Origin of the sequence: Streptomyces sp. NPDC052079 (assembly GCF_040680275.1) — a bacterium.
GTDB lineage: Bacteria > Actinomycetota > Actinomycetes > Streptomycetales > Streptomycetaceae > Streptomyces.
Genome location: NZ_JBFAWL010000028.1, coordinates 34,568 through 59,824, shown reverse-complemented (window position 1 = coordinate 59,824; position 25,257 = coordinate 34,568). Strand labels below are relative to the sequence as shown.

17 protein-coding genes and 1 pseudogene are annotated in these 25,257 nt (G+C 70.6%); 12 read left to right on the top strand and 6 right to left on the bottom strand.

Annotation, left to right across the window (positions count from 1 at the left end):
* Nucleotides 1-1,150 precede the first annotated feature (1,150 nt).
* Nucleotides 1,151-1,228 (top strand): annotated as a pseudogene (locus AB0L56_RS28460) (IS5/IS1182 family transposase); the annotation flags it as partial.
* 63 nt (nt 1,229-1,291) lie between these two features.
* Here AB0L56_RS28460 and AB0L56_RS28455 read toward each other — a convergent pair.
* A complete protein-coding gene (locus AB0L56_RS28455) occupies nt 1,292-1,762 on the bottom strand; it encodes a DUF5959 family protein (RefSeq protein ID WP_365428157.1) in 471 nt (156 codons plus the stop codon).
* Between the two features lie 564 nt (nt 1,763-2,326).
* Between AB0L56_RS28455 and AB0L56_RS28450 the strand changes: the two genes are divergently transcribed.
* The 3 genes from AB0L56_RS28450 (at nt 2,327) to AB0L56_RS28440 (ending at nt 5,507) form a co-directional block, all read left to right on the top strand.
* Nucleotides 2,327-2,806, top strand: a complete 480-nt coding sequence (locus AB0L56_RS28450; protein ID WP_365428154.1) for a GNAT family N-acetyltransferase — start codon at nt 2,327-2,329, stop codon at nt 2,804-2,806.
* Nucleotides 2,807-2,935: 129 nt separating this feature from the next.
* Nucleotides 2,936-4,294, top strand: coding sequence for an MFS transporter (locus AB0L56_RS28445; RefSeq protein ID WP_365428151.1), 1,359 nt, complete (start codon nt 2,936-2,938; stop codon nt 4,292-4,294).
* Between the two features lie 40 nt (nt 4,295-4,334).
* Entirely contained in the window at nt 4,335-5,507 is a 1,173-nt protein-coding gene (locus AB0L56_RS28440) for an anhydro-N-acetylmuramic acid kinase (protein ID WP_365428189.1), read from the top strand.
* Between the two features lie 28 nt (nt 5,508-5,535).
* Here the strand turns inward: AB0L56_RS28440 and AB0L56_RS28435 are convergent, their stop codons facing one another.
* The 5 genes from AB0L56_RS28435 to AB0L56_RS28415 all read right to left on the bottom strand — a co-directional run bounded on the left by AB0L56_RS28435 (nt 5,536) and on the right by AB0L56_RS28415 (nt 9,463).
* Nucleotides 5,536-6,015, bottom strand: coding sequence for a hypothetical protein (locus AB0L56_RS28435; protein WP_365428148.1), 480 nt, complete (start codon nt 6,013-6,015; stop codon nt 5,536-5,538).
* A 198-nt stretch (nt 6,016-6,213) separates the two neighbouring features.
* On the bottom strand, nt 6,214-6,555 hold the full coding sequence (locus AB0L56_RS28430; protein ID WP_365428146.1) for a YbaY family lipoprotein: 342 nt from the start codon (nt 6,553-6,555) through the stop codon (nt 6,214-6,216).
* Nucleotides 6,556-6,634: 79 nt separating this feature from the next.
* Entirely contained in the window at nt 6,635-7,819 is a 1,185-nt protein-coding gene (locus tag AB0L56_RS28425) for a M12 family metallopeptidase (RefSeq protein WP_365428143.1), read from the bottom strand.
* A gap of 61 nt (nt 7,820-7,880) precedes the next feature.
* On the bottom strand, nt 7,881-8,129 hold the full coding sequence (locus tag AB0L56_RS28420) for a hypothetical protein (protein ID WP_365428140.1): 249 nt from the start codon (nt 8,127-8,129) through the stop codon (nt 7,881-7,883).
* Nucleotides 8,126-9,463 carry a S8 family serine peptidase gene (locus AB0L56_RS28415; protein WP_365428137.1) on the bottom strand — a complete coding sequence of 446 codons (1,338 nt, stop codon included), beginning with the start codon at nt 9,461-9,463 and terminating at the stop codon, nt 8,126-8,128. Before AB0L56_RS28415 ends, AB0L56_RS28420 begins: the two co-directional genes overlap by 4 nt.
* Before the next feature lie 559 nt (nt 9,464-10,022).
* On the opposite strand from AB0L56_RS28415, the gene AB0L56_RS28410 reads away from it, so the two are divergent.
* The 8 genes from AB0L56_RS28410 to AB0L56_RS28375 all read left to right on the top strand — a co-directional run bounded on the left by AB0L56_RS28410 (nt 10,023) and on the right by AB0L56_RS28375 (nt 25,243).
* The gene (locus tag AB0L56_RS28410; RefSeq protein WP_365428134.1) at nt 10,023-11,780 is read left to right on the top strand and encodes a hypothetical protein; all 1,758 of its coding nucleotides are present in this window, start codon (nt 10,023-10,025) and stop codon (nt 11,778-11,780) included.
* Between the two features lie 332 nt (nt 11,781-12,112).
* Entirely contained in the window at nt 12,113-13,855 is a 1,743-nt protein-coding gene (locus tag AB0L56_RS28405) for a hypothetical protein (RefSeq protein ID WP_365428131.1), read from the top strand.
* On the top strand, nt 13,852-14,448 hold the full coding sequence (locus AB0L56_RS28400) for a hypothetical protein (RefSeq protein ID WP_365428128.1): 597 nt from the start codon (nt 13,852-13,854) through the stop codon (nt 14,446-14,448). The genes AB0L56_RS28405 and AB0L56_RS28400 overlap by 4 nt, the downstream gene beginning before the upstream one ends.
* Before the next feature lie 60 nt (nt 14,449-14,508).
* On the top strand, nt 14,509-17,097 hold the full coding sequence (locus AB0L56_RS28395; protein WP_365428125.1) for a dynamin family protein: 2,589 nt from the start codon (nt 14,509-14,511) through the stop codon (nt 17,095-17,097).
* Entirely contained in the window at nt 17,094-20,951 is a 3,858-nt protein-coding gene (locus AB0L56_RS28390) for a hypothetical protein (protein ID WP_365428122.1), read from the top strand. Before AB0L56_RS28395 ends, AB0L56_RS28390 begins: the two co-directional genes overlap by 4 nt.
* Entirely contained in the window at nt 20,951-23,026 is a 2,076-nt protein-coding gene (locus AB0L56_RS28385; RefSeq protein WP_365428119.1) for a hypothetical protein, read from the top strand. The genes AB0L56_RS28390 and AB0L56_RS28385 overlap by 1 nt, the downstream gene beginning before the upstream one ends.
* Entirely contained in the window at nt 23,019-23,924 is a 906-nt protein-coding gene (locus tag AB0L56_RS28380; RefSeq protein ID WP_365428116.1) for a hypothetical protein, read from the top strand. The genes AB0L56_RS28385 and AB0L56_RS28380 overlap by 8 nt, the downstream gene beginning before the upstream one ends.
* Nucleotides 23,921-25,243, top strand: coding sequence for a protein phosphatase 2C domain-containing protein (locus AB0L56_RS28375; protein ID WP_365428113.1), 1,323 nt, complete (start codon nt 23,921-23,923; stop codon nt 25,241-25,243). Before AB0L56_RS28380 ends, AB0L56_RS28375 begins: the two co-directional genes overlap by 4 nt.
* Nucleotides 25,244-25,257: the final 14 nt, after the last annotated feature.

Here is a 25,257-nt window from a genome sequence, read left to right as displayed (position 1 = left end):
CACTTGGTCAAGATAAATCAATTTATGCAAGTATTGATCATTCAGTTTTATTGATTATTGGTCGAGGGAGGGTAAGGCGAACGACGTTTCACGATCCCTGGGGGCTTTGGTGAACCTGGCGCGACGCATGGCGGTACCGGCGGCAGTGCTCTGCATCCTGCTGGCTGTCGGTGGCTGCGGCGGAGGTGAAAGCGGGACAGACGAGGGCTCGGGAGGGGCCGCCGCATCGAGCGGTGGAGGCTCTGGCAGCCGGGGTGCGGCCATCCCGGCCACGCTGATCGGTGATTGGAGCGGTGGCAGCTCCGATGGATTCGAGTCCTCCGTGTACAGCTTCCGTGAGGATGGTTCGTTCAGTCAGAACATCCGTGGTCAGCGCATTACTGGTCGGTTTCCATCAGCGGGAACCAGTTGACGATGTACCCGACCGGAGGAGCGCCGCTCACGCTTCAGTGGGGCATCGGGCAGGATGGCTACCTGTACCTCGACGGCGAGAGCTATGTTCGGTTCAGATGATGCCGCCTCCGGCCGGGGATGCGGATGCAAGCCACCGCTGGAACTCGCGGTGGCGAAACTGGTAGGCGCCGCCGGACCTCCGAAGCAGGCATACCTTCTGTGACCACTTGAAAAACCGTCCGAGCCTATGGGGCGGTTGCCTCTGAAGGCACAGGAGGGACACCAAGCGCCCCACCGCCGCCGAACACTGTCACCCAGCGTGCGGATGCGGCCAGCAGGCCGATGGCTGCGATTTCGAGGCCGGGTACTGAAATGAGCGTGAGTTCATTGGAGAGTGACATCACCCACCATGCGGTTCGTCGTGGAAATTCTGGCGGCTATGAAGAAGCATCCGATGAGAAGATCGCCCCCCGATACACGTAGCGCCATCTGACCTCTGTGTTGACATCGGTCGGATACATGCTGGTAAATGCCTGGCTGCTCCAGAGAACAGCCATGTCGCCAGAAGGCAGCAGAGACCGACCAGCGCGGCAAGGACGAAAGAGGAAGGTATTCCTGTGATCAGAAGCAACAGGGTCGCCTCGGAAACATCGGCTGGGAACATCTGCCGCAGGAACTCGGCTTCGGCTCAGGGCATGAGGTGCTCGCGCCGGCTCGCCGAGTGGACCGAGGCCGCCGCCGCGTCGTCTGGGGCCTCGGCGTGAAGCCGGTAATCACCCGGCGCGGCACCGAGCATGGCTCCGGGCTCGGAAATCAGCGCTGGGTGGTGGAACGCGCCTTTGCCCAATCTTCCTCGCTTTGCCTGCGCGCTCATCTCCTGACGCCGACTGACAGCAGTTCAGCGCCGCCACTCGTAGGCGCCTGGAGAGGTCTCCGCAACTTCCCGGCCCCAGGCGCTCCTGACACGTTGCAACCGTTCGTGATGGTCATCGGCCCATCCATCAGCCAAACGTACCGGAACCCGGACCGACGTCCCCGTACTGGCAAAGTCTTCCACCACAACCACGGCGACTCCGTTCTGGCCGGACGGTTCGAATCGGATCTCGGGGTTGCGTCCGTCGTCCATCCATGCGGCGCCCCGCCCGGCGACGAGCGCATCCAGCACCTGTGACCAGCTGTCCAGGTCGTCCGGGGCCAGGCAGACATCCAGGCGCCCCTTGGCGAAGCCGCTGGTGACGACGATCTCAGCGTCGAGGAAGTCGTGCCACGGCAACACCCCGGGCATATGGCGGCCCAACACCCGAACCACGAGAGTGCTCTCTCCGTCGGCCAGACAAATGAGATCCATGGCGCTCTCTTCGGCCACCATCCCCGCTCCCCACGCTCACACATTGACTGCCGTCATGATGCACGCTCATCACCAGCCGGCCCGCACGAGGGCATTTCGTGCAGAGTTCTTTAGGCCCGGGACGCCAAGCGCCGGGCGTGAAGCAGCGTGCCGCCCGGCGCTGTGAACCAGGCCCACCGCGAGGCTGAGTAACTCGCCACCACCGCCTTCAGAGAAGCCGTTGCCCGCGTAGACCCTTGCACCGGCGACCGTGGCCGACACGAGACGGCCGTTGGAGGTGCAGGCGGTTATGGAAACGGCGGCTCTCAGGGTGAAAACCGTGGCCGCTGCCCAGGACATTAACGTTCGTCGCATGTGCGTCCTCCCGACAGTTCCAGCGGCACCGGGCGGCGCCGCTGGACCAGGTCTACGAGGGTGCCGGTTAGCCGCCGGTGGCTTCCGGCTCACCACGGGTTAACCCCCGGCCCGCGGAGTCGGGCGACCGAGCAGGGATGGGTGCGCTGGTGGTCGAGGGCGCGGAGGGTCGGGCGTGTCCCGGCCGATGCCGTGTGCATCGATATACGGGTACGTAGTAGCCTCTGTGCCATGTCGGCCATTACATGGATGTCTGGCGCGATCGCCGTACGGCGGGCAAGCGGCCAGGACGCCAAGCGGCTCACGCGGCTCGTGCGCAGGTCGCGGGCCTACGAGGGTCCGTATGCGGCGATGGTCGCCGGTTATCGCGTGGGTCCGGACTACATCGAGAGTCACCGGGTCTTTGTCGCTGTCGACACATCGGATCCTGCTGGGCGGGTGCTCGGTTTCTACGCGTTGGTCCTCGCACCGCCTGAGCTGGATCTGCTCTTCGTCTCGGACGAAGCACAGGGGCGGGGCATCGGGCGCCTGCTCGTCGGGCACATGAAGTCGGAGGCACACATGGCGGGAGTCGACCGCGTCCGCGTCGTGTCGCATCCTCCCGCCGAGGGGTTCTATCGGGGCCTGGGCGCACAGACCGTCGGAACCGTCGCCGCGAATCCGCCCGCGGTGATGTGGGATCGGCCCGAGTTGGAGTTCCTGATCCCGTAGGCGCCGACCGCGCCACGACCGACGAACTGGTGAAAGTTTTCGGCAGGTTGCCTCCCTCCTCTTGAAAGTAACTTCCAGCCGCGGGAAGCTTCCGTCCGCTTGGCATCCATGACGTCGAGAGGGCGCCGTATGACCACCCCCGTGCACCACCCGGTCGAGGGAACCGCGAGGCCACCCCGATCGATCAGGGCACTCGTGGCCGGGTCGGTGGGCAACTTCATCGAGTGGTACGAGTTCGGCGTCTACGGCTACTTCGCCACCATCATCGCCGCCAACTTCTTCACACCCGACGGCGGAAGCGACGTCGAGGCGCTGGTCAAGACGTACGCCTCCTTCGCGCTCGCCTTCTTCTTCCGCCCGGTCGGCGCGGCTGTGTTCGGCCGTCTGGGCGACCGGGTGGGGCGCCGTCCCACGCTGATCCTCGTCGTCCTGCTGATGACGGGTGCCACCACCCTGATCGGCCTGCTTCCGACCTATGCCACGCTGGGCGCCGCGGCCCCCTGGCTGCTCACGCTGCTGCGTGTCGTCCAAGGTTTGTCAGCGGGCGGGGAGTTCGGAGGTGCTGTTTCGATCATGACGGAGTTCGCTCCGCCGGGGCGGCGCGGACTGTATGGGTCCTGGCAGTCCTTCACCGTGGCGCTCGGTCTGCTCGCCGGTGCGGGTATGGCTGCGATGCTCGCCACCGTGCTGACCGAGCCGCAACTGAATGACTGGGGCTGGCGGTTGCCGTTCCTGCTGACACTTCCCCTGGGGCTCGCCGCCCTGTGGCTGCGGCTGAAACTGGAGGAGACCCCGTCCTTCCAGCGATCGCGGAATCAGCCTCCGGAGGCGGCCGGCCACGCGCGTGAGGACACACGTCCGTCCGGTCCTGTCGCTGCTTCTGCTCCTGCCGGCGAGGTGGCCAAGGCTATCGCGCTGGGCGCCGGTCGGCTCATGGGGTGGTCGGCGGCCGGATACACCTTCCTCGTCGTCATGCCGTCCTATCTCCAGAACACGCTCAACGCCTCGTTCCAGCAGGCTCTGATCGCCACGGTTCTGGCCAACCTGGGCTTCGCGGCCTCGATCATCCCGGCGGGCATGCTCAGCGACCGCATCGGCCGGCGCGCCGTGATGGTGGCCGGAGCGGTGCTCGTGGCCGTCCTCGCCTTCCCGCTGATGCAACTGCTGCAGGATTCCGGCTCCCCCACCGCTGCCAAGGGCCTCGCGGTGTTCGTCGCGGGTGCGGCCGTCGGCCTGATGGCCGGGCCCGGGCCGGCGATGCTCTCGGAGATGTTCCCCACCAGCGTCCGCTACACCGGTCTCGGTCTGGCGTACTCCCTGTCCAACGCCGTCTTCTCCGGATGCGCGGGGCTGATCATCACCGAAGCGATCAAGCGGACCGGCAACATCGACATCCCTGCCCACTACGTGGTCGTGACGTGTGCCGTCAGCACACTCGCGCTGCTCACCCTGCGCGGCGACGACCACCGTCGCGCGTTGCGCGACTGAGCACCGTACGAGCCGCCTGCGAAGAGGTGCGATGGTGAAGATGCGGATCATCGGGCTGATGTCGGGGACCTCCTACGACGCCGTGGACGCCGCCGCGGCCGACCTGACCCTGGAAGGGCACACTCTGCTGCTGACGCCGCTGGGCATGGTGAGCGAGCCCTACTCGGAGGACTTGCGGACCGCCCTGGCAGCCGCGCTGCCGCCGGCGCCGACGACCATGGCGGACGTCTGCATGCTCGACACCCGCATCGGCCAGGCCTTCGCCGCCGTGGCCACCCGCGCCGACCGGGAACTGTGCGACGGGCGCGCCGACCTCGTCGTCTCCCACGGGCAGACCGTCTACCACTGGGTCGAGCAGGGCCGGGTGCACGGCACCCTGCAGATCGGCTCGCCATCATGGATCGCCGAGGCCACCGGCCGCCCGGTCGTGTCCGACCTGCGCACGCGCGACGTCGCCGCCAGGGGCCAGGGCGCGCCCCTGGTGAGCATCGTCGACGTCATGTGGCTGCGCGGACGGCCCGGTGTGCCCGTCGCCCTCAACCTCGGCGGCATCGCCAACCTCACGGTGGCCGGAGGGGACGGTGACCCGGTGGCGTTCGACACGGGTCCTGCGAACGCCCTCATCGACGCGGCGGTGCACGCCCTCACCGACGGCCGGCCGGCATACGACCGGGACGGAGAACTGGCCGCCCGCGGCACGGTTGACACCGCTCTGCTGAACTGCCTCCTCGACGAGCCGTACTACGTGAAGCCGCCGCCGAAGACCACCGGCAAGGAACTGTTCCACTGGCCGTATTTGCAGGCCGCCCTGATCGGCCGTGAGCACCTCGCGGTCGAGGACGTGGTCGCGACCGTCACCCACCTCACCGCCCGCACGGTTGCCGACGCGATCGACGCGGCCGGGGCGAGCGAGGTCATCGCCTCGGGCGGCGGAACCCTCAATCCCACCCTGATGTCCATGCTGCGCACCGAGTTGCGCGGTGTTCCGCTGCTGCCCTCCGACGACCTCGGGATGCCGTCGGCAGGCAAGGAGGCGTACGCCTTCGCCGTTCTCGGCTACCTGACCGCGCACGGGCTGGCCGGCACGGTCCCCGCCTGCACCGGCGCCCGCCGTCCCAGCATCCTCGGCTCCATCACACCCGGCGGCCGGGGCCTGCGTCTGCCGGAACCAGCCAGAACGACACCTTTGCGTCTGCGTGTGGTCGCGGTCTGATGTTTCGGTGCCCTCTCCCCCGTAGTTATCAGGGAATGAAGGAGGAGATGACGAACTGCACGCGTCGGTTCTCCTGACGCTGTGCCTCGTTGGCCGGCGTCACATGCACGAGACCGGAAGCACCGCAGGGCATAAGGACGATGTCGAAATTCGTCGCGTCCTGCACACTCGATGGAGGGGTCTCCCCTGCGGCGGTGAGCGCGGCGGTGATCTGGTCAAAGACCCATTCGCCAGCGCTGGTGGCCCGCTTGTCACTCGCATCCAGTTCCTGCGCGCGACGCTGCTCCGAACTGAGTCCCGGGGTGTCGACCCGGTCGGAGTGCCCCAGAATGAAAATCACGCAGAACTGATTATTCGACGGGAAATGCTGGGCGTTCACAGCCGGCTCGATCACGTTCTCCCTGATGATGTTCCTGGTGCTCGCAGATAGTCGGCCGAACAGCTGGGAAAACGCCACCTCTTGAGCGACGAAACCGCTGATCGGAAGATCGGTCAGTGTTTTGGCCATGGCGAGACTCCCTCGACCTGGCGGTATCATCGAACGACGCCCTCGTCGGTGGGGCACCGACAGCCCGGCAACGCCGCTTCTCCAGCGGTCAGGGACGGCACGAAGCGTGCTGGCGGGCAGGGTTCAGCTCTCACTTGCAATTCTCGTCCCGGGCACTGTCACCGGCAAGTTGAGTCACTGTGCACGGCACGCCGCCGCTTACACGACGCTGACCGGTGCCTCCAGGGCGTCGGTGACGTCCGTCCGGACGTGCACGGCACGCATGCTGAGAAGGTCACCGGGTTCCACGGTGCCGCTTCCTGAGCGGTCGATGTGGACGCGCAGCCCGTAGCGGGCAGCCGGATTCAGGGCGGGCACTTCCACCCTGAAGGGGACGCGGCCTCCCGGTGACAGCTGAACGTGCGTCTGGAGCTGCGCTCCGACCACTCTCGAAGGCGCGTCCGCCTGGGAGACATCGCGGACTTCGACCAGCACGGCCGCGGCTCGTCCCGCGGGGGTGTCGGGTGGCAGGGTGACCAGACCGGTGACGGTGCCCGTCATGACGGTCCATCGCGCGCGGTCGCCCCGAGTCGGTCTGTGACCGCGCGGGTGCGTGCGTTTTCGTGGGAGACGACCAGGATCACCGGAACTGCCCAATGGTGCCGCCGTGCCAGGTTCTCATCTGCGCCAGCAGATACTCGTGGCTCGCCTGGACCGCGGACAGTTCCTGCTGTAGTTGGGCGACCATCTGCGCCAACTGCCCGAGCTGCTCGGCCATTCCCACCGGCCGTGTCATCGCCGGTGGCTGGTGAGGCGCCGGCGCGCTCATGGGGCCCAGCTCTGAGGTCCTGGGACTTCCGTCGAACGTCGGGGTCTTCGCCATCAAGCTTCGCGCGGTTTGCACAGAGGCTGGGTACATCATGTGGACTCCGTCGACGTCGCCCTGCGACAGCCCGGTGCGCTGGCCCATCGTCACGCCGGACGGGATCGGTGTGCGCGGGACGAGGGTCGGTTGATCCGGGTCGATCGCGAAGGCCGTCGCCGGGTAGTGCATGATCGAGGCGAAATCGTACGGACCGAGGTCATCGCCATCCGCGATCTGCTGTAGGAAGTTGTGCTGCATATCCGGCCGGATGTTCGCGAACACGATCGTGACGTGCTGGTCCCGGTCCTCGCGGCTCTGCTCGTGCCATAGGCCCACGGTGTGACCGATCTCGTGAATCGCGTTTCCCGTGGAGCAGTTGGGGCCCAGTGTGATGTGCTGCTCGCCGCCCTGGCGACCCACCCGTGAAGAACATCCGTTGCCCGGCACGAAGTGCACGGAGTCCGGGAAGTGGGTGGCGTTGGCCGGGGTCCGTTCGATGAAGCGTATGCGCGTACGGGCGTGCCAGTGAGCGATCGCGTCCGTGACCCGTTCCGGCCGGGGCAGACCGGGGTCGATCTCGAACGGCACCGTCGCGTCGGGCCAACGACGCGCCTCTCCTTCCTCGAACGGCACGACCCCGATGGACGAGACCGCCGGGCCGCCGTCGGCTTCTTTCGTCAGCTCTTCGACGTTGCCGAGCACGATGTCGCCCTCGAACATCGCGAGCCCGTCCACCTCGGCATAGCGGAGAGCCTTGATGCGAAAGGTTACGCCGTGTATCAGCGTAGTTCCCGCGATGGGCCCTGACCGGAGTTCACCGCTCTCCTGGCTCTTGGGGGAGGAGGGCGCGGTCTTGCGGGCTGTCTGCTTTTTGGAAGAGCCGGTCTCTTGTGCGGTGGTCCTGCCCTTGGCCGGGGCCTTTCCCGCCCGGCGGGAGGACGCCGACGAGTCAGCGTTCATGGCACACCTTCGTTGTGGTGAGGGAGAAGGGGTAGAGGTCCCCGGCGGGTTCCTGGGCGCGTCACTGGATCGGTGAGTCGGGGTGGGGCAGCCGCGTGGTGCGCTCGCGGTCGACGGAGTTGACGCCGTCGACCGCGGCGAGGGCGTCGATCCGGTCCTCCGGAACGGTGCCGGACAGCGTGCCGAGTACCGGTTGCTCACTCGTGACGGTCAGCCCAGCCTGCCGTAGGCCCGTGACCACTTCTGTGAAGCGGTCGGGGTCGACCGCGAGGACGACCCCGACCGGCGTGGACCCGGATGCCTCGTTCACGGTGCCTGCAGCAAGCCCGCTCCGACGTCTACAGCGGGCTGTCCCAGGAGGGGGAACGCGCCGGCGATCAGAGCGGTGGAGAGATCGGCTGCGGAGGCGTCGGTGTGCGCCTGGGTGAGCAGGGCGACGACACCCGCCACGTGCGGTGTCGCCATGCTGGTCCCGCTCATGACCTGGTAGCGGCCCCCGGGGGCGGCCGAGCGCACCTGCCAGCCGGGCGCGGCTACGTTGATCTCTCCGCCTTGGCCATTGACAGCGGTGTTGGAGAAGTAGGCGGGCCTCAGCGCATTGTCGAGCGCGGCCACCGAGAGGATGGAGGGACAGTTGGCCGGCCGGTTCACGGGTTCGGTCCTCAGCGGCCTGCGGCTGTCGTTCCCCGCGGCGGCGACGATCAGTGTTCCCAGGGCGAGAGCGCGCACGGCCAGCGTCTCGTAGGTCTGCGGGAAGATCTCGCCCGGCCGCACCCGCGCGCCGAGTGACATGGAGATCACCCGGGCTCCGTGGGAGACGGCCCAGGCCATGCCCGCGAGGATCTGACCGTCGGGGCCCTTGCCCGCGTTGCTCAGTACCTTCGCTGCGAGGATCCGGGCCTCGGGAGCCACGCCGTACCGCGGGCCCTGTTGGGGCTTGACCGGACCGGCGACGGTGCCTGCGCAGTGTGTGCCGTGGCCGTGGACGTCCTCCACGGTTTCGCCGGGCACGAAGGACTTCGCCGCTTCCAGCCGGCCGGCGAGGTCGGGGTGATCGGTGTCCACACCGGTGTCCAGGACGGCGACCTTCACGCCGTTCCCGGTCACGTGGGACAGCTGGGCCCGGATGGCCTGCAGACCCCAGGTGCATCCGTCCTCGTTCCAGGACGGGCCCTGTGCGGCGGCCGTCTCGGCCCTGGTGTGACGGGCGATCACGTCGTCGTCGCTGCGGAAGGCGGGAAAGAACGCGGTCGGGGCCTGCTGCGGCGTCGTGACCGGCAGGGCGTAGACCATCCGTTCCGGTTCCGCCGTGACGATGGACGGCTCGGCCTCGGCAGTGGTCACCAGCGCGTGCCGCTGCTCGGGCCGGACCTCGACGACCGCGGCGCTGAGATCCTGGAAGAGGACCGAGACGTCGGGGCGTTGCAGAAGTTCCGCGACATTTCCCGCCTCGGCGCCCGCTACGCGCTCGAGCGGCGCGATACCGGCGGCGGAACTCAGTGCGCTGATTCCCTCTTCCTGAGTGCTTGGATCGAACAGGACGACATATCGTCCGGTGTATTCGGACTCATTGCCCAGGACGGTGCCGTTGGGCCCGCTCGGCGGCTCCCCGGAGCCGTACCTGTCCATGGGGTGGTCGGCCATTACTGTTCACCATCTTCTTCTGATGTTCCCTTGGGCAGGGGGCGGAACGCGGAGCAAAGGCACGACCGTGCAGCCGCCCACCGCCGGCACCGCGAAAAAGCAGCGGCCGTCCACGTCGGGCAGGGAGGCGAGCGGAACGGATCTCAACCTGAAGTCATCTTGACGCCCCTCCCCTTCCTCTTATGGAACGCCCGGAGCATGGTGATCGCCACTGGGCGAAATAGCAAATACCGTTGTCTTCCGCAACTGTTGATTCGTCACGGACCGCGCCTGACGACTCGGATACATCAGGGACGCTCGGCGCCCGACCGGCGGAGGGCCTGCGCATGTGGGAGCATTGATTTAGGGGTGGTGATGTGAGACCACGTGGCAGCTGCTTGTCGTGCTGACCGATTCGTTCTTCCCGTTCAGTGGCAAGACGTGGGGCCATTGCTGTGCCGAACAAGTGGGTGCGGATCTGACAGGCTCCGGGGGCCTTGAAATCCACCGCATCCCGGTCGGGATGATCTATGGCGGTACCTAGAAATTCGACTCCCGTCAGCGAAGGAGATGGCAGACGATGAGTCAGACGGACACCCTCATCGCCATTGAGAAGGCCGAAGTCGGATACCGCGAAGGTTTCTCGAACGGCCACTACAACAACCATCAGAAGTTCTCCCCGGCCGTTCCAGGACTGGAGTGGTCACAGAACCAGGCTTGGTGTCAGACGTTCCAGTCCTGGGCCTTCCAACAGGCGGGCGTGAAGAGTCTGGCACCGGTAACCGCCTCATGCCCGACTGCTGTCGGCTGGTACAAGAACCGCGGCAGGTTCTCCTATTACCCGGCGATCGGGGCCATGGTCTTTTTCGGCCCCTCGGGAGGCCAACACGTCGGGCTGGTCTACAAGTACGACGCGAATCATGCGTACACCATCGAAGGGAACACCAACGCCAGCGGTTCAGCCGAGGGCAACGGGGTCTACCTGAAGAAGCGCGCCCGCCGGGACACGAACCTCTACGGATATGGTCTGCCGAAATTCTCGGAGGGTATCGTCACGGCCGATCCGGGTCTCAAGAACAAACCCGGATACACCTATATGGCCGCTGCCTCGTCCCACGTTGCGTCCGATGTACCGTCCGTGTCAGAGGTGGACGAGGCGCTTCCGTGGGTGTCGTCGATGCAGCTCGCCTGGGCGGCTACTCACCCCACAGCCACGGAGCAGGCCACGGGATACGGCGACGGCACCACTGCGGACGATGTGGCGCTTTTCCAGGATGCGTTGGAAAAGATCATGGGTGTGGCCCCGGACGACCCGCACTCCGTGTTCGAGGCGGACACACAGGAACTGTTCGAGCGATTCCGCGCGGAGATGCTTGGCCATCCGGAGGCGGACGGCCACGGCCCTCCCACCCCGCAAGAGCTGATCGAACTGGGCCAGCAGTCACACCTGTTCCATGTGAGGGCGGGTACCTCGCCGGCAGCAGAGCAGCCCTGGGTCACCCTGAACCAGGTGGTGTGGGCCTCGACCCACAGTGCTCAGGAGGAGAGGGAGCAGCCGGACGGGGACGCCAGCAGTAAGGCTGATGTGGCTCTGGTGCAGGACGGGCTGGAGAGGGTCCTGCACACGAGCGTCGCCGATGAACGCGGGATCTTCGAGGCCGCCACTCAAACCCTTTACGACGAGTTTCGTCGGACCATGCTGCACCTCGCCGGCAGTGACGCCGTGGGGACGCCCGGCATGCTGTCGTTGACGGAACTCGGACAGCGCGCCGGACTGTTTCGGGTGCGCAACGGTTCCCCCGTCGGCGGAGCGGAAGAGACCACCGGCTTGGAGGCCATGGGGCGGATCGACCCGAAGCAGGTGACGTTCCATCGGTACACGCCCGACGGCTCTCTGGAGGACTGGATCGCCCAGGCGAGTACAGCGGCAGGTGTCCAGGCGAGCAGGCACTGGGTGAAAGGCTTCAAGACTGCCGTGGCACGCGAATCGTCGGGCAACCCCAACGCCTGCAATCTCTGGGACTCCAACGCCAAAACGCCTACCGGCTTCAGCAAGATCAAGGACTTCGGGGACGGCTACCAGCGCGGTGGGCGGATCATCAGGCTGAACGGCGCACTCACACACTTCCAGTGCTCCAGGGGCATCGTCCAGTGCATCCCGCAGACGTTCGCCCAGCGCCACGCGCCCGGTACGTCGGTGAACATCTACGATCCCGTCGCCTGCATCGCCGCCGCGATGCGGTATGTGCGGAGCCGGTACGGCGTCGCCGTCGACGGTTCCAATCTCGCCAGGAAGGTCCAGCAGTTCGACCCCAACCGGCCTCCGCGCGGGTACTGACAAGCGAGGCTTTCCATGAGCGCGTCCGTGTACAGGGCGAGGAGGGATGCCGGCCGCGCGGCTGCCGCCGCCCCTCGAGGGAGCGCACGGGCGGAGGCTGGATGTTGCGGATCACAACTTCCCGGCGTATCAAGCCATTTCGGGGGTGAATAGGCGCGAAAGAGGGGTATAGAAGACCTGTTTGTTTCGTGGAGTAACTTCACGAAAACACCACAGTCGGCAGGTTGACCTCCGTACAGTGTTCCCGCTGCGCGCCGGGCCGCCCGCCGACTCGGCAGGTGCACGTCTGTTCGGGCTGCCTTCGCGGCCCTCGGACGTGAGGGGGGATGTCGATGTCCGTGGAAGCGGAACGGTGCGGGACGGCAACGGTCCCGTCCGGCGAGGAAGGCCCGGCCGGGCCGCTTGAGCTGCACATGGAGTTACGGCTGCTCGCCGGGGAGCCCCAACTCGCCTCCCAGCGGGCAACGTTGGAACGGCTCGCCGTGGCCGTCGAGCACGGGGAGGGCCTTGCCGCCTGGTCCGACGGCGGGCTGGTTGCCGCCTACGCGGGCGAGGGGGCCCTGGCCCCGCGGGCCGAGGGCGCGGCCGTATGGGCACGGCGGCTGGGCTCCGCCACGGCCGTACTGGTGTATGCCCCGCTGGTCCTTACCTGGTTGGGGCTCGGTCTGGCCATGTACGCCTACCACGGCGCACGGCAGGAGTCGGCGCAACTGGAGGGTACGTTCTTGGAGATGTGGCAGCAGGGCTTCGCCGGCCACCTGCCCGGACTCCTCCGGTTCGACGCCCTGGTCTGGTACACCATCACCCTGTTGGTGCTGGTGGTGGCTGTCACGCTCGCGTGGCGGAGCATGCAGCACCGGGCTGACGAACACGACCGCAAGCTGCTGCGGCGGCTCGCCCACACGCTGGCGCGGGTCGAGGCGGAGGCGGTGGCGGCGGCCCATACCGAGCCTCGGCGGTTCACCGAGGAACTGCAGGGGGCGGCCGCGGAGTTGCGGGCGCTGCTGGTGCTGTCGGACCGCGTCGGGGAGCTCTCGCAGAAGCTGCTCGGGCAGGCCGTGGCCGCAACCGCCGGGGCTACGTCGGCGACCCGGACCGTGGACGCGTCGGCGGCCGCATTGCGCGAGGCGGTGGCCTCGGCCGCGGCCGCCTCCCGGGAGGCGGCAGGGGCCGCCGGACACCTGACCCGTGGGGCGGACGGCTTCGGGAAGGCGGTCCAGGCCTCGACGGCCACGCTCACCACCGGCATGGTGGCCGCCGCGGAAGAGGCCGCCCAGCGGATCGTCGACGCGGTGACAACGGCGTCCGGACATCTCACCGAGACGGCGACGGCCGCGTCCGACCGGTTCGCCGAGGTGGTGGCGGGGGCCGTCGCAGGGCTCGATGCGCAGGCCGGACGGCAGGCGGACGAGGTGCGGACCGTTCTCGCCCAGGGCCGGGAGGCGCTGGCGGACGCGGCACACGAACTGCGGGTGTCCGCGTCCGGACTGGAGCGGAGCGTGGCGGTGCTGCCGGAGTCGCTGGAGGCGGCGGCAGGCTCCGGTGCCGACCACGTCGGCCTCGCCTACGAGACCGCGGTAACGGCCCTCTCCGCCTCCCTCCAGGCGGAGGTGCGCCAGGCGGGCGAGTCGCTCGCTGCGGCGACGGCCCAGGTGCTGGCCCGCCAGGAGGCGGCGGACCAGGTCGCACAGGAACGGCAACTGGCGTCCGAGCAACGGTTGCTGGCCTCGGCGGCGGAGTCCCGGACCGTCCTCGTCACCCTGCTGCAGCACTTCGAGGAGCACACGGACCGGCTGGCGGAGCTGGAACGGCACGAGGAGACGGTGCGCGAACGCGACCGGGAGAACCACCGGCTGCGGGCCGACGCCCTGCGCGAGGAACTGCAGCTGCTCGACCAGGTGTACGAGCGCCACGAGCGGCTCCTCGACGCGTGGGCGGACCGCCGCGCGCCGGCGGGCGGACCTCCCCCGGCTCCGGCTCCCGGGGCACAGACCGCGACGGAACCATCGCCCGCGCCACCGCCGGCGGACCGGGCCGCGCCCGTGCCGGGTCCGCGCCCGACGGGAGCGGTGTGAAGGGGCCGCGCGAGCTGTCGCTCGCACAGGCGTCCGGGTGGCTCTTCGCCGATCTGCTGCTGATGCTCGTCATCGTCGTACTGGGCGGCCAGTCCTCCGACGCCGGTGACGCACCGCCGCGCCCGGACTGCCCGTCCTCGTCCACCGCTCCCTCCCCCACCTCGTCCTCGTCCACCGCTCCCTCCCCCACCTCGTCCGCCTCCTGCACTACTCCCCCGGTGTCCGACTCCACGCCGGGCCTGGACCCGCACAGCAAGTCGATCACCGTCAAGAACGTGGACGTCACCGGCGTGCTCGACCACCAGCCGACGGCGCTCGCGCGCATCGAGCGCGAAGTCCGCCGGCAGACGGCCAGGTTCGAAGGACGGCACGCCGCGCTGGTGCTGGTGTGGGGGGCCGCGGCCCCCTGCCCGTCCTGCCGCGGCATCGACCTCTCCCGCAGCCAGCAGCTGGCCGACGCGATCGCCCCGCGGGTGCGTTCCTACGATCCGGCGTTCTTTCCCGAGTACGACCCCAAGCTGATCCGCCCGTACCACGACGGCGGCGGCACCCGGAACACCGTCCGTCTCGAGCTCTTCTTCGTCCGCACCTAGGCCGGGTCCGGCGCACCGCCGACCAGTGACCGGCCGTTCACGATCACCAGGGGGGATCCTTTGACACGCCGGCTTTCGCTCAATGAGCTGCAGGGGTACGTCCAGGAAGTGGAGGCGTTCCTCGAAGCGCTCGACCCGCCGCAGACTCCGGCGGAAGAGACCGCCCGGGAGACGCTCTCCCAGGCCGCCGCGAAACTCGGGGCGCGGGTCGCGGCGCCCATCTCGCTCGCCGTCGTCGGTGAGTTCACCGTCGGCAAGTCCCTGCTGCTGGGCGCGCTCCTGGGCCGCCCCGGCCTGCTGCCGGTGGAAGAGCGTCCCACCACCGGCAATATCACCGTGCTGCGGCTGCGGGAGGGCACGGCGGGGACCGGTACCCGTCTCGGGGACACGTCGAAGATCCACTTCATGACCCGGGACCGGCTCGCCTCCTGCGTCCGGGAGATCACCCAGGAGCTGGCACGCCTGCTCGACGAGCAGCTGCCGCAGCTGAACGCCGGTAAGGTCCTGGGCGGTGTCGACCCGATCGGCGGTCCGCAGGGCTGGCAGCCGTTCCTCGCCTGGTACCGGTGTCTGTGGGGGCAGCAGACACCCGGACTGCAGCACGTCGAGGCCGACCTGATCTCCTCTCGCTTCCGCGACGCGGCCCTCGAGCTTCTGCGTATCCGTGACGCGGAGCAGGGCCAGCAGGGCCTGCTGGGATCGGAGCCGGTGGTCATCGGCACGGAAGCCGTGCGCAGGGTGCTGGAACTGCCCGTTGCCTCCGCCACCCCGGACACCGCGCCGGCTCCGCGCAAGCTCACGATCACCCGCGAGGGCGTCACCGCCGGCGGGGCGGCGCTGTCCGACTGCTTCCCCCTGGTGGAGCGGGTCGAGCAGGTCGTCGAGGTGGACCCGGTGTACTGGCCGCTGGGCGAGCTACTGGACGGGCGGGACGTGCAGATCCTGGACTTCCCGGGTGTCGGCGCGGTCGGCTCCTTCGGGCGGGACCGCAATCTCAGCCGGCAGGCACTGCAGGACATCCACTCGATCCTTCTGGTGCTTCCGGCGCACCATCTGCCCTCGGACATCGCGCTCGACTTCTGGCAGATGCTGGCCGCCGACGGACGCAGTCAGGAAGCCCTCGGCACGGCGGCGTTGCTCGTGGCCAACCAGTTCGACCGGATCGTCGTGCCCGCGCTGGGAGCCGGACAACCGGGCGGCGGCACCGGGCTCGGCCGGGTGGACTCCCTCAACAGCCTGGATGCCTTCGCCCCGAAAATCATCGGGCAGGGGGACAACCGCGAGCAGATCTTCCTCGCCTCGGCCGTCACCGGCCTGCTGATCGAACAGCAGCCCTGGGAAGAGGTCTCGGAGCAAACCCTGGACGTGATCCGCGACACCGCCGAGCGGCGGGCCGAGATCCACCGGCCCACCTGGCACGAGTTCGCCGACCGCCTGGCTCAGGACCGACCGGACAGCCTCTGGCCACAACGGCTGCGCGCCTACGAGGAGGACGGCGGACTGGGTGCGATCCGCCACGGCGTGCAGCGCCACCTCGCCCGGCACGGGGACGCCCACCGGCTGGAGCGGGCGCACGCGGCCCAGCGCGACCTGGACCTCGCCCTGCGGGCCTACCGGCGCGCCGCACCGCGCGACGACGACCCCGAAGACGCCGCCTACCAGGAGGCGGCGGAGCGCTTCCGCGAGCTGGGCAAGCTGATCGGGCGCATCCTCGACGACATCGAACTCATGGACGGGACGGGGCTGACGAAGCGGCCGGAGGCCCCCGTGCCTCCGGACGTCGAGACGAGCAGGGCCAAGGTACGCGCCGCGGTCTACGGCGCCCACTGGTGGGAGCAGCTGGTGCAGCGGGCCCTGCGCAGTCCCGACCACCTGGTGCCGCACGGCCGACCCCACCAGAGCGGTCCGCTCTCCCCGCGCACACGGCACATCCGGCCCCGGCCGACCGCCGACGACACCACCGTCTTCCAGCAGCTCTTCGAACGCGTGCTCGCCGACCAGCGCGCCCTCGATCTCCATGAGCTGGAGCGGTGGCTCGAGGAGTGGCGCGGCTACTGGTCTGCCGAGATCGGCCCGCTGCGCGAGTGGCTGGACTCCGACGACGAGTCGGCGCTGCTGCTGCCCGAGCTGTACACACGGCGGCTGCACAACCCGCAGATCCTCGACGACCTCCTCGAGGACCTGGACGTGGACGCCCTGGTGGCGTACGTCACCGACAACGCGCCGGCGTTCCTGGAGTCGACGGCCGCCGAACCGGCCCACGCCTTCCCGCTGCAGCCCGGCCATGCGCTGCCCTGGCACGCCGCGAGCGACAACGGCGACACCGAGGCCGACGAACGCAGCCGCCATCCGCTCGCCGTGCTGCAGATGCGCGCGGCGGTCGCGGACGCGGCCGCGGGCCAGGTCGGGACCGAGTTGCAGGCGTTGCTGCGCCAGGTGCTCCACGTGTTCCGCGACACCTTCCACCGCGCCCGCGAGTCGCTGCTCGACCAGTACGCCTTCCGGCCCCCGGTGAGCCGGAAGGCACCGGAGAGGCCTGAGGACGACGGCGCGCGTGAGGCCGAGGACGGCAGCGGCCGGGGGCCCACCGTCGATGACCTGATCCGCAAGTGGCTCAACGGTGAACGAGGAGACGGGGGACCGAAATGAGCGACAGCGCACTGCGCATCACGTTCGATGTACCGGACGAGGGAGGGCTGCCCGACCCGGGCGCGCTGTCCGGGGAGAGCCGCGAGGCCCTCGCGTCGGCGTGGCGGCAGGCCGCAGGGCAGGAGAACTCGGCGGCGGCCGGGTGGCAGCAGGACGCGGGCGTACGGCAAGACCCACGCGGACGGCAGGCGCCGGGGTGGCCCGAGGCACCCGCCTCGCCCCCGCGCCCGCCGTCCGGCGCTCCGCACGGTCCGGCTTCCGGAGCGCACCCGGGGCCCTCCGCGAGCCCGGCCCCACGCGTCCCGCTGCAGCCGGGCCAGCCCCTGGACCGCACCCCCGCCGACCCCGGCCCGGCTCAGCAGGGGCCGGCGCCCGGCTCCGGCCACCACGGCGACCCGCAGGGCCGCTCCTCCGGAGCTCACGGTTCCCCCCACCCACAGACGACCCCGGCGGCTCCGCCGTCGCTCCCCCCGGCCGCGCAGGTCCTCCCCGACGGTGCCGCCGCCTTCGTCCTGGTACCTGACGCCGACGGCTACCTCCTGCCGGACGTCCTGCTGGAGCTCGTAGGCCCCCCTGCTCATCTGGCGGCGCAGCTGCCGGCCCAGGTGGAGGTCCAGCAGCCGGAGGGCGAACGGCTGCCGGGGTTGCTCACCAACGCCCTCACCCGGTCGTGGTCGGCAGGCGGGCACGGTGCGTTCCGGGTGGACGGGCCGCGGCGGATCGCGCACGGGGCACGGCTGCCGCTGTTCGCCGTGCATCCTCACGGCCCGGCCGCGGCGCCCGGCCGGGAGGTGCGGCCGCTCTCCGTCACCGTCACCTGGCGCATGCAGTACACGGGACCCACCACGCAGGGCACCGCCGATGCCTCGGTCGTCCTGCGACTGTGGCCGCCGGGGCTGCCCGCGCCCGCACCCCGGCCGCACTCGGCCGAGTACCTGGTGCTGCGCAAGCCCGAACGCTGGGTCGAGGGACTGGCCGCGGCGGTCGACTTCGGCACCACCGCGTCCACGGTCACCCTGTTGGGCCGAGGGCACACCGGCGGGCAGGTGGACGCCCATCAGGCCGCCGCCCTGGCCCGGCGGCTGACCGCGCTGACTGCTCCGCCGGACGACGCCCCGCGGGCCTGGAAGAGCGCCCTGGAAGGGCTGCGTGGTGGGCAGTTGGAGATCGGTGGACCGTCGGGCCGTACGATGAGCGGCTCCGAGGCGCTGGCGCAGCTGGACAACCTGGCGTTGGCCACCAGGGTGCTGCTGTGGGTGGAGGAGGTCCGCGCGGCGGCGGAGGACCAGGAACTGCGGGACTGGCTGGTCGAGCGGCTCCACCAGGTGGTGACCGCGACCGTGCGCACCCCCGCCCTCGACCTGCACCAGCTCATGGCGGTCGAGTTCGGCTACGGCCAGGGCAGCACGCCCACCCGGGCGCCCGCCACCTCGCTGCGTGAGGTGCACGGCAACCAGGACCGTCCGGGGGTGTCCCGGGCCCGGGGTCTCGCCTTCGAACTGACCCCGGAGGAGACCGAGGGCATCACCGGCATCAAGCGGAAGCTGCTCACCACCCCCGGCGGTGTGGCGTCGGAGCAGGGGCCGCCCCCGGTGCACCTGGCCCAGCACGTCTACCACCTTCTGGCGGACCGGGCCGAGCGGGTGGCCCACGGTGAGGACGCAGGCACACCCGGACAGCTGAGCACGGTCCTGCTGACCTTCCCCACATCGGCCACTCCCGCGGCCCGCACCCAGTTGAGGGAACTGGTGCGGCGCGGGCTGTCGGTGCCGAACGTCGAGCTGCTCATCGACGAAGGCCTGGCCGCCGGCCTCTACTTCGTGATGCGGGACCTCACCGCCAACCTGGACGTGGGCCTGGAAGCCCTGCGCGCCGCCTCCCGTCCCGTGCCCGGCGAGCCCGATACCTGGCGCAGCATCATGCTGGTCGTCGACATCGGCGGCGGCACCACCGACATCGCGCTGCTGGACCTGGTCCTGCGCGACCTCACGCCCGCCCTCGATCCTGCGGACCGGTTCACGTCGGGCCGGGCCTACATGCTGGAGCCGCGCATCCTCGGCACGATCGGGCACGGTCAGCTCGGCGGCGACCTGCTGACCCTAGTTGTTCTGTACTGGGTGAAGGCCACGCTGCTCGACGCGGCGGGCCGGGGCGACCCGGACCACACCGGCGAGCGGCTGTCCGCCCGGGTCGTGCGGCAGGCCGGCGGGCATCGCGAGCATCTGGTGAGCCGCGGGGTTCGCGAGCTGCTGCGCAGTGAACTTCCCACGCACTGGCGGGAGTTGGGCCAATATTCGGAAGGGGCGGAGGAGGCTGGGCGACGCGAGGCCGGTTTCAGCATGCTGTGGCGGCTGGCCGAGCGGGTCAAGCGGGCGCTGGGCGAGGAGAACGGGGACACCGGCCTCACCGAGGACGAACTCGCCGATCTGCGCCAGCGCTTCGAGGCATTGAAGGATCTCACCGGCCCGGTCGTGTTCTCCCAGGACGAGTTCCGCGACCTGATCGAGCCGTTCGTCCAACAGGCGGCCACGATGGCGGCCGGGCTGGTCTCGGACGCCTTCCGGCGGATGAGCGCCCGGCCCGGCGGCCACACCGGGCAGGCCGGCGGGAACGGGGCCGCCGACGCGGCACCGTATCTCGACCGGGTGGTCCTCGCCGGGCGCAGCAGCACCATGGCGGCGGTGCCGCGGGCAGTGCATCATGCCCTGCGCCAGGCCAGCTACCCGCACGGGAGTGCGAAACGCAAGGTGGAGTGGAATCCCGAACGGCTGGAGGTCGAGGCCGGATTCCTCGCCAAGCAGGCGACCTCTCTGGGGGCCGCCTGGCTGCACCGGGTGCGCGGCCGGGTCGGGGTCTTCGGCAAGGACTCCGGCGGCATGATCCACTCGGAGCTGTCGATCGTCACCCAGGGTCTTTTCAGCTGCCTCCCGTGCGACTTCGTGCTGCAGGGTCTGGCGGCCAGTGGCGTCGAGCTGTTCAGTTCCGGCACGCCCTTCGAGCAGCTCGGCCCGGACGGCTCCCTGGGCCTCGCGAGCCCCTGGCGTCCGGTGGTGCGCACGCCCAGCGTGATCCGCCCCCGGGCGGGCAGCAGCCCCATCCCGTGGGGAATCCTGGAGGTGGAGAACCGGGCCCGCCGGGCGGGCTGCGACCTGTCCTCGCCCGCATGGGACTTCGACCACGGCGCCGAGATGCGGTTCCGCATCTGTGTGGACGAACGGCTGGATCTGACCGCCGAGTTCCGACACGGCCCCCGCCAGCACTACTGGCTCCCCGACGACCCTGCGGCGGACAGGCGCGCCGCGCTCGCGCTGAACAACCGGGCGGGACTGCGCTTCGCCGCGCACCAGCCGACGGTCCGGGTGCCGGGGAACATCTGCGCCGCATCGGAGGCGTGGGGCACGCCGGGCTGCGTCCTGCGCGACGTCTTCCCGGCCGAGGAGGGCAACCAGGGAGCGGCGCTGCTGGCCTACTTCCCGGATCTGTTCCACCTGGGCGAGCGCCCCGACCCGCTGGTCGAGCCCACGCCCGGCCGGATCGCCGAACTGCACCTCACCGAGCAGGCGCAGTCGTCGGAGTTCCTGTACTTCTACGTCCGTGATCCCGACGGCGGCGATCCGGTGTTCCTCGACAAACTCCCGGTACCGGCGGCGAACCCGCATGCCCAGTCGAGTCCGGTGCGGATCACGCTGGACGCCCGGGGGGAGCTCCGGCTGCACCGCGGTGCCCTGCGGATGCCGGAGGCGCAAAGCTTCGTGGAGGCCGAGCAGCGGCCGGGCTGGGTGTACCGCGTGCCCATGGAGATCACCGCCCGTGAGTATCAGTCCGGGTGGGACCCGGACAGCGGGGAGCACTGATGGCGGACGAACAGCCCCTGTATGGCACCGACTCCGTGGACTCCGTCGACTCCCCCACCGACCGCCCGGAGGACCGTCTCGACGAGGCCCGCCGCAGTCTGGCCGGCTTCGCCGGCACGGCCGACGAGGCGCTCAGGACCCGTTCCTCCGCCGTCGGCCCGTTGCTGGACGGCCTGATCCTGCTGGTGCAGCGGCTGGGAACCGAGCTGACGCGGGTGGACGACGACGCGGCCCCGGTGCTGCAGAGCCTGCTGCAGGACCTGGGCCGGGCCGTGCGCGCCGGTGCGGCCACGGGGACGCGGGGCCGGGCGGCACCGGCTCCTTGGGCGCCGTCGGGCATGGACGACGCGTCGGCGGCGGTGCGCTACGCGCAGGAGGCCGCGGAGGCGGCGCAGGAGGCCGCGCAGGCCACGGCCAGGGCGCGGCTCGCTGCCGACCGGGCCTGGGAAGCGAAGGCGGACGCGGTCACCGCGAGCCTCACCGCCCGGCAGGACGCCGACACCGCTGAAGAGCAGGCCCGGGCAGCACGGGAGCAGACCCGCACGGCACGGGAGGACGCCCGGGCCGCCCGGGAGAACGCCCGACAGGCGGACGAGCAGGCGCAGGCCGCCCAGGAGGAGACACGGATCGCCCAGCAAGAGGCGCAGGCCGCCCGGGACCGGGCCCGTACCGCCCAGGAGGAGACGCGCACCGCACAGGAGCAGGCCCGGCAGGCGGACGAGCAGGCCCAGGCCGCCCAGGACGAGGCCCAGCAGGCTAAGGACGAAGCCGGAACGCACCGGCGTGCCATGGTTGAGGCCGAAGCGCGGGCCGAGGAGGCCCGGCTGAAGAAGGCCGAGGCCCATCGGGAGGCCGCGGAGGCCGTGCGGGCGGCGGAGGCCGCGCAGGCCGAGGCAGATGCGGCCGAGCGCGCCGCCGCGGAGCAGCGCGACGTGCGCGCCGCCGCCGAGGAGCGCACGCGACAGGCACGGGCGGAGGCCGAGCGCGAGAACCGGTTCCGGGAGGAGGCCGAGGCGGAGTCGGTCCGCACGGAGAGCGCGCGGCAAGAGGCCCGGCGTGCCCGATTCCGCGCCGAGCTGCGGCTCTCGGCGGACCTGATCTGGGACCGGTACCGCGACCCCGCCTTCGCCTTCGGCACCGAGGAACCGCCCGTCGACACGGAGGCCGGGGCCCTGTGGTCCCGCGTCCATGTCGCGCTGCTGCGGCTGACCGAGCCGGACCGGCTCCGGGAGGCCTCGGCGCTGGCCGCGCTGGCCAGGCGCTGCGGTCTTGAGCCGGGGGGAATCGCGCCCGGGGAACCGCCCGGGCCCGGCCGGACCGTGGTCGCGGTGCCCGCGCTGCCCGAGTACCGGGTCGGGGAGCTGCGGCTGCGTACGGACGTCCCACGCTGGGCGGACCTCACCGAGGACGAACGCGCGGAGGTCACCGCGCTGTTGGCGTCGGCCCGGGCGGAAGCGGAGGGCGGGTCCCCGGACCGGCTCGCGGCGCTGCTCTCCTCCCCCCAGGACGACGACCTGCTGCTCACCGCGCTGCTGCGGATCTGGCAGGCGGATGGGCTGCTCGCGCTCGACACCGGGCTGGGCCGCTGGCCGGACGCGCGGAAGCGGCGCTGGGTTCCCTGGACGCGCGAGGACTTCCGTAAGCAGGCGGTGCATCAGCTCGCCCTGCTGGCGGGCGTGTATCCGGAGCCCGTGCCCGGCTGGGCGTGGGCTCGTCCGGGGGATGCCGAGACCGCCGTGGTCTGGCTGCACTCCCTGGACGCGGTGCTGGGCTTCCACCACCAGGCCCCGGCTCTCCGGGGAAGCTGGTGGTGGAGCTGGCGCCTCGCGCTGGCCGCGGAGCTGGTGCACCCCGCCGGGTGGGCGGGCCGCCGGGCCGTGGTCGACCCGGACGAGCTGACCCGGCTGTTCACCGGTCCTCGCAGCAAGGACTACTTCGAGCAGCCGGACGTCTGCGATCGCGTGGACCCGCCCATCCAGTGGCTGGCCTCGCCGCCGCTGGTGGCCGCCGACGAGGAGGCCAATCCCCGGTGTCTGCGCAAGGGACGGATCGTCCGCGGAGTCGGACGTGGCTAGCAGGACGGACACCGACCCGACCGGCCGACTGCTGCGGGCGGTCACCGCGCTGGCCGAGCTGCCGCTGGCGCGGGCATGTGGGCTGAGCCCGGCCCTGGCCGAGGACCTCACGGCGCTGGCGGCCGGGCGTGCCCCGCGTCTGCGGGTCGCGCTCAGCGGGCCGGAGCCGGCGGTCCGCTCGCTGGCGGCGGCCCTGCACCGCGGCCTCCCGTCCGACGTCGTACGGCTGGACGCGCGACCGGTGGACGGTCACCTGCTGCTGCAGGTGGTCCGTGATCGGCGGACGCCGTCCGTCGCCGGGCCGGGCGGACCCGAGCCGGACCTCCCGGACGCGCAGGTGTCCGAGCTGCTGGGGCGCCCGGGCGCACCGAGGCCGTTGGTGATTGTGGTCGCCCAGGACGACTGGGACGGACTCGGCCTGGACTCCGTGGCGGGCTGGAACGCCGACCGTCTGTGGTCGTGGCCCCGGCCCTGGCGCAGCGTCGCAGTCCGGGCCGTCGTACCCGGCTGGGCCCGGACCCGGCCGCAGCGCGCCGGACTCGATGTGCTGTTGCGCGAGGAGCTGATCCCGGCGCTGTACGGACGCCACGCCCTGACGGCCGCCTTGACGCGGACCCGGCTGGCGCGGGCGCTGGGGCTCCTGGACGCGACGGCCCGGTATGTGACCGCCGCCGAGCCGACCGCGGTGGCCGCGGCCGACGCCTGGCTCCGGGTGCAGGCTCGGGCAGCGGGTCCGCCGGCCCAGAGGCTGTCACGGCTGCTCGGCGGATGGCCCGCCGATCCCTCAAGCACCGGCCCCTTGCCCGACACCAGCCCCTTCCCCGGCAGCAGTTCCCCGCCCGAAACGGGGCGGGGCACGGCTGCCGGACCGGACGGCAGAGACGGAGAAGTCGCATGACAACGCTGGTCCTCGGGGTCCTTCTGGCGGTGAGCGCGGTCGGCCATGCGCTGATGGCACTGCGGCTAAGGGCCCGGGAAGACCTGCTGCTGCATGCCGCCCAGGCCGAACGTGCTGCACAGCAAGCCGAGTTCGAGGCCGAGCAGGAGAGGCAGCGGGAGCGGTGGCAGGCCGAGCGGGCCGGGTTGGTGGGCGCGGTCGGCGAGAGCGGGAGCAGCCTGGAGGAGGCGCGGGCCGCACAGCGGTCGGCCGAGGCCCGGGCGGAGCAGGCCGTGGCGGAACGTGCGGACACGCAAACGGAGCTGGAGGCGGTGCGCGTCGCCCGCGCCGCCGCCGAGGCACAGGTGCGGCAACTCGAGGCGCGGCTGCGGGACATGGACGGCGCCGTGCCGCCGACGGCGCGGGCGGTGTCCCCGGCGGTGCCGCGTGAGCTGCCGCTCGGCCGGGACACGGCCGCCGACAGCGTCGTCGATGGGGCCGACCTGGGGCCCGTGGTCGTCCGGGCGGCCTCCGTGCGCGGCCGACGTCACCGGGAGGACCGTGAACACCGCCGGGACGCGGTGCAGTTGCGGCTGGTGGACGGCGCGGGCTCCCCGGTACTGCTGAGTGCCGTCGCGCCCGGAGCGCCCGACGCGCCGCTGTCGCAGTCCGCGGCCATCGCGGCCTGCCGCGCCCTGGTCACCCAGCTGTCCTCCGGCGCTTCGCCGTTCCGGAACGGCCCTTTCGGGGAGGGCGACGACGCGTCGGTGACGTTGGCCCTGCGCACTGTTGTGGCGGGGGTGGCCAACTCGGTGCGTCTGGTGGGCCGGGCGAACACCGCAGGAGTGGTGCACGCCAGCGAGGACGCCCAGGTGGCGACCTCGCTCTACGGGCTGCTGTCCCAGCTGGGTGACCACCGGGAACGGCAGCACCTGGTCTTCGGGGTGGGCGACGCCAGGCTGTTGCGGCTGCGCGTGGAGGAGGGAACGGAGGGCGCGCCGCGCTGGACGCCGCTTCTGACGCCCGATGCCGCACTGGCCGGCCGCCGGCTGCCCGCCCTGGCCGAGGACGGCTCCAGCCTGGTGTGGCAGCGGGTGGTCACGCGCCCGGGCGACGTCCTGCTCCTTGGGTCCGCGGCGATGGCCCGCCTGCTGGAGCAGGAGGAGGTGGCGGACTGGTACGCGCGCCGCTGGCACGGCCGTCGGCCCTTCCTGACCTCCTTCCTCTCGGACGTGAACGCCGACATCCGTGACGGCGGAGGCGATCGCAGCCTGGTCTGTCTGTGGGACCACGGGTACGCCGCCGCTCTGCGAGGCGATGAAGCCGCTCCCTGGCTGTGACCGCGGTGTATCCG

Excerpts from the sequence above, each read along its gene's own strand:
- AB0L56_RS28455 (WP_365428157.1), bottom strand. The coding sequence starts at position 1,762 with ATGGTGGCCGAAGAGAGCGCCATGGATCTCATTTGTCTGGCCGACGGA.
- AB0L56_RS28450 (WP_365428154.1), top strand. The coding sequence starts at position 2,327 with ATGTCGGCCATTACATGGATGTCTGGCGCGATCGCCGTACGGCGGGCA.
- AB0L56_RS28445 (WP_365428151.1), top strand. The coding sequence starts at position 2,936 with ATGACCACCCCCGTGCACCACCCGGTCGAGGGAACCGCGAGGCCACCC.
- AB0L56_RS28440 (WP_365428189.1), top strand. The coding sequence starts at position 4,335 with ATGCGGATCATCGGGCTGATGTCGGGGACCTCCTACGACGCCGTGGAC.
- AB0L56_RS28435 (WP_365428148.1), bottom strand. The coding sequence starts at position 6,015 with ATGGCCAAAACACTGACCGATCTTCCGATCAGCGGTTTCGTCGCTCAA.
- AB0L56_RS28430 (WP_365428146.1), bottom strand. The coding sequence starts at position 6,555 with ATGACGGGCACCGTCACCGGTCTGGTCACCCTGCCACCCGACACCCCC.
- AB0L56_RS28425 (WP_365428143.1), bottom strand. The coding sequence starts at position 7,819 with ATGAACGCTGACTCGTCGGCGTCCTCCCGCCGGGCGGGAAAGGCCCCG.
- AB0L56_RS28415 (WP_365428137.1), bottom strand. The coding sequence starts at position 9,463 with ATGGCCGACCACCCCATGGACAGGTACGGCTCCGGGGAGCCGCCGAGC.
- AB0L56_RS28410 (WP_365428134.1), top strand. The coding sequence starts at position 10,023 with ATGAGTCAGACGGACACCCTCATCGCCATTGAGAAGGCCGAAGTCGGA.
- AB0L56_RS28405 (WP_365428131.1), top strand. The coding sequence starts at position 12,113 with ATGTCCGTGGAAGCGGAACGGTGCGGGACGGCAACGGTCCCGTCCGGC.
- AB0L56_RS28390 (WP_365428122.1), top strand. The coding sequence starts at position 17,094 with ATGAGCGACAGCGCACTGCGCATCACGTTCGATGTACCGGACGAGGGA.
- AB0L56_RS28385 (WP_365428119.1), top strand. The coding sequence starts at position 20,951 with ATGGCGGACGAACAGCCCCTGTATGGCACCGACTCCGTGGACTCCGTC.
- AB0L56_RS28375 (WP_365428113.1), top strand. The coding sequence starts at position 23,921 with ATGACAACGCTGGTCCTCGGGGTCCTTCTGGCGGTGAGCGCGGTCGGC.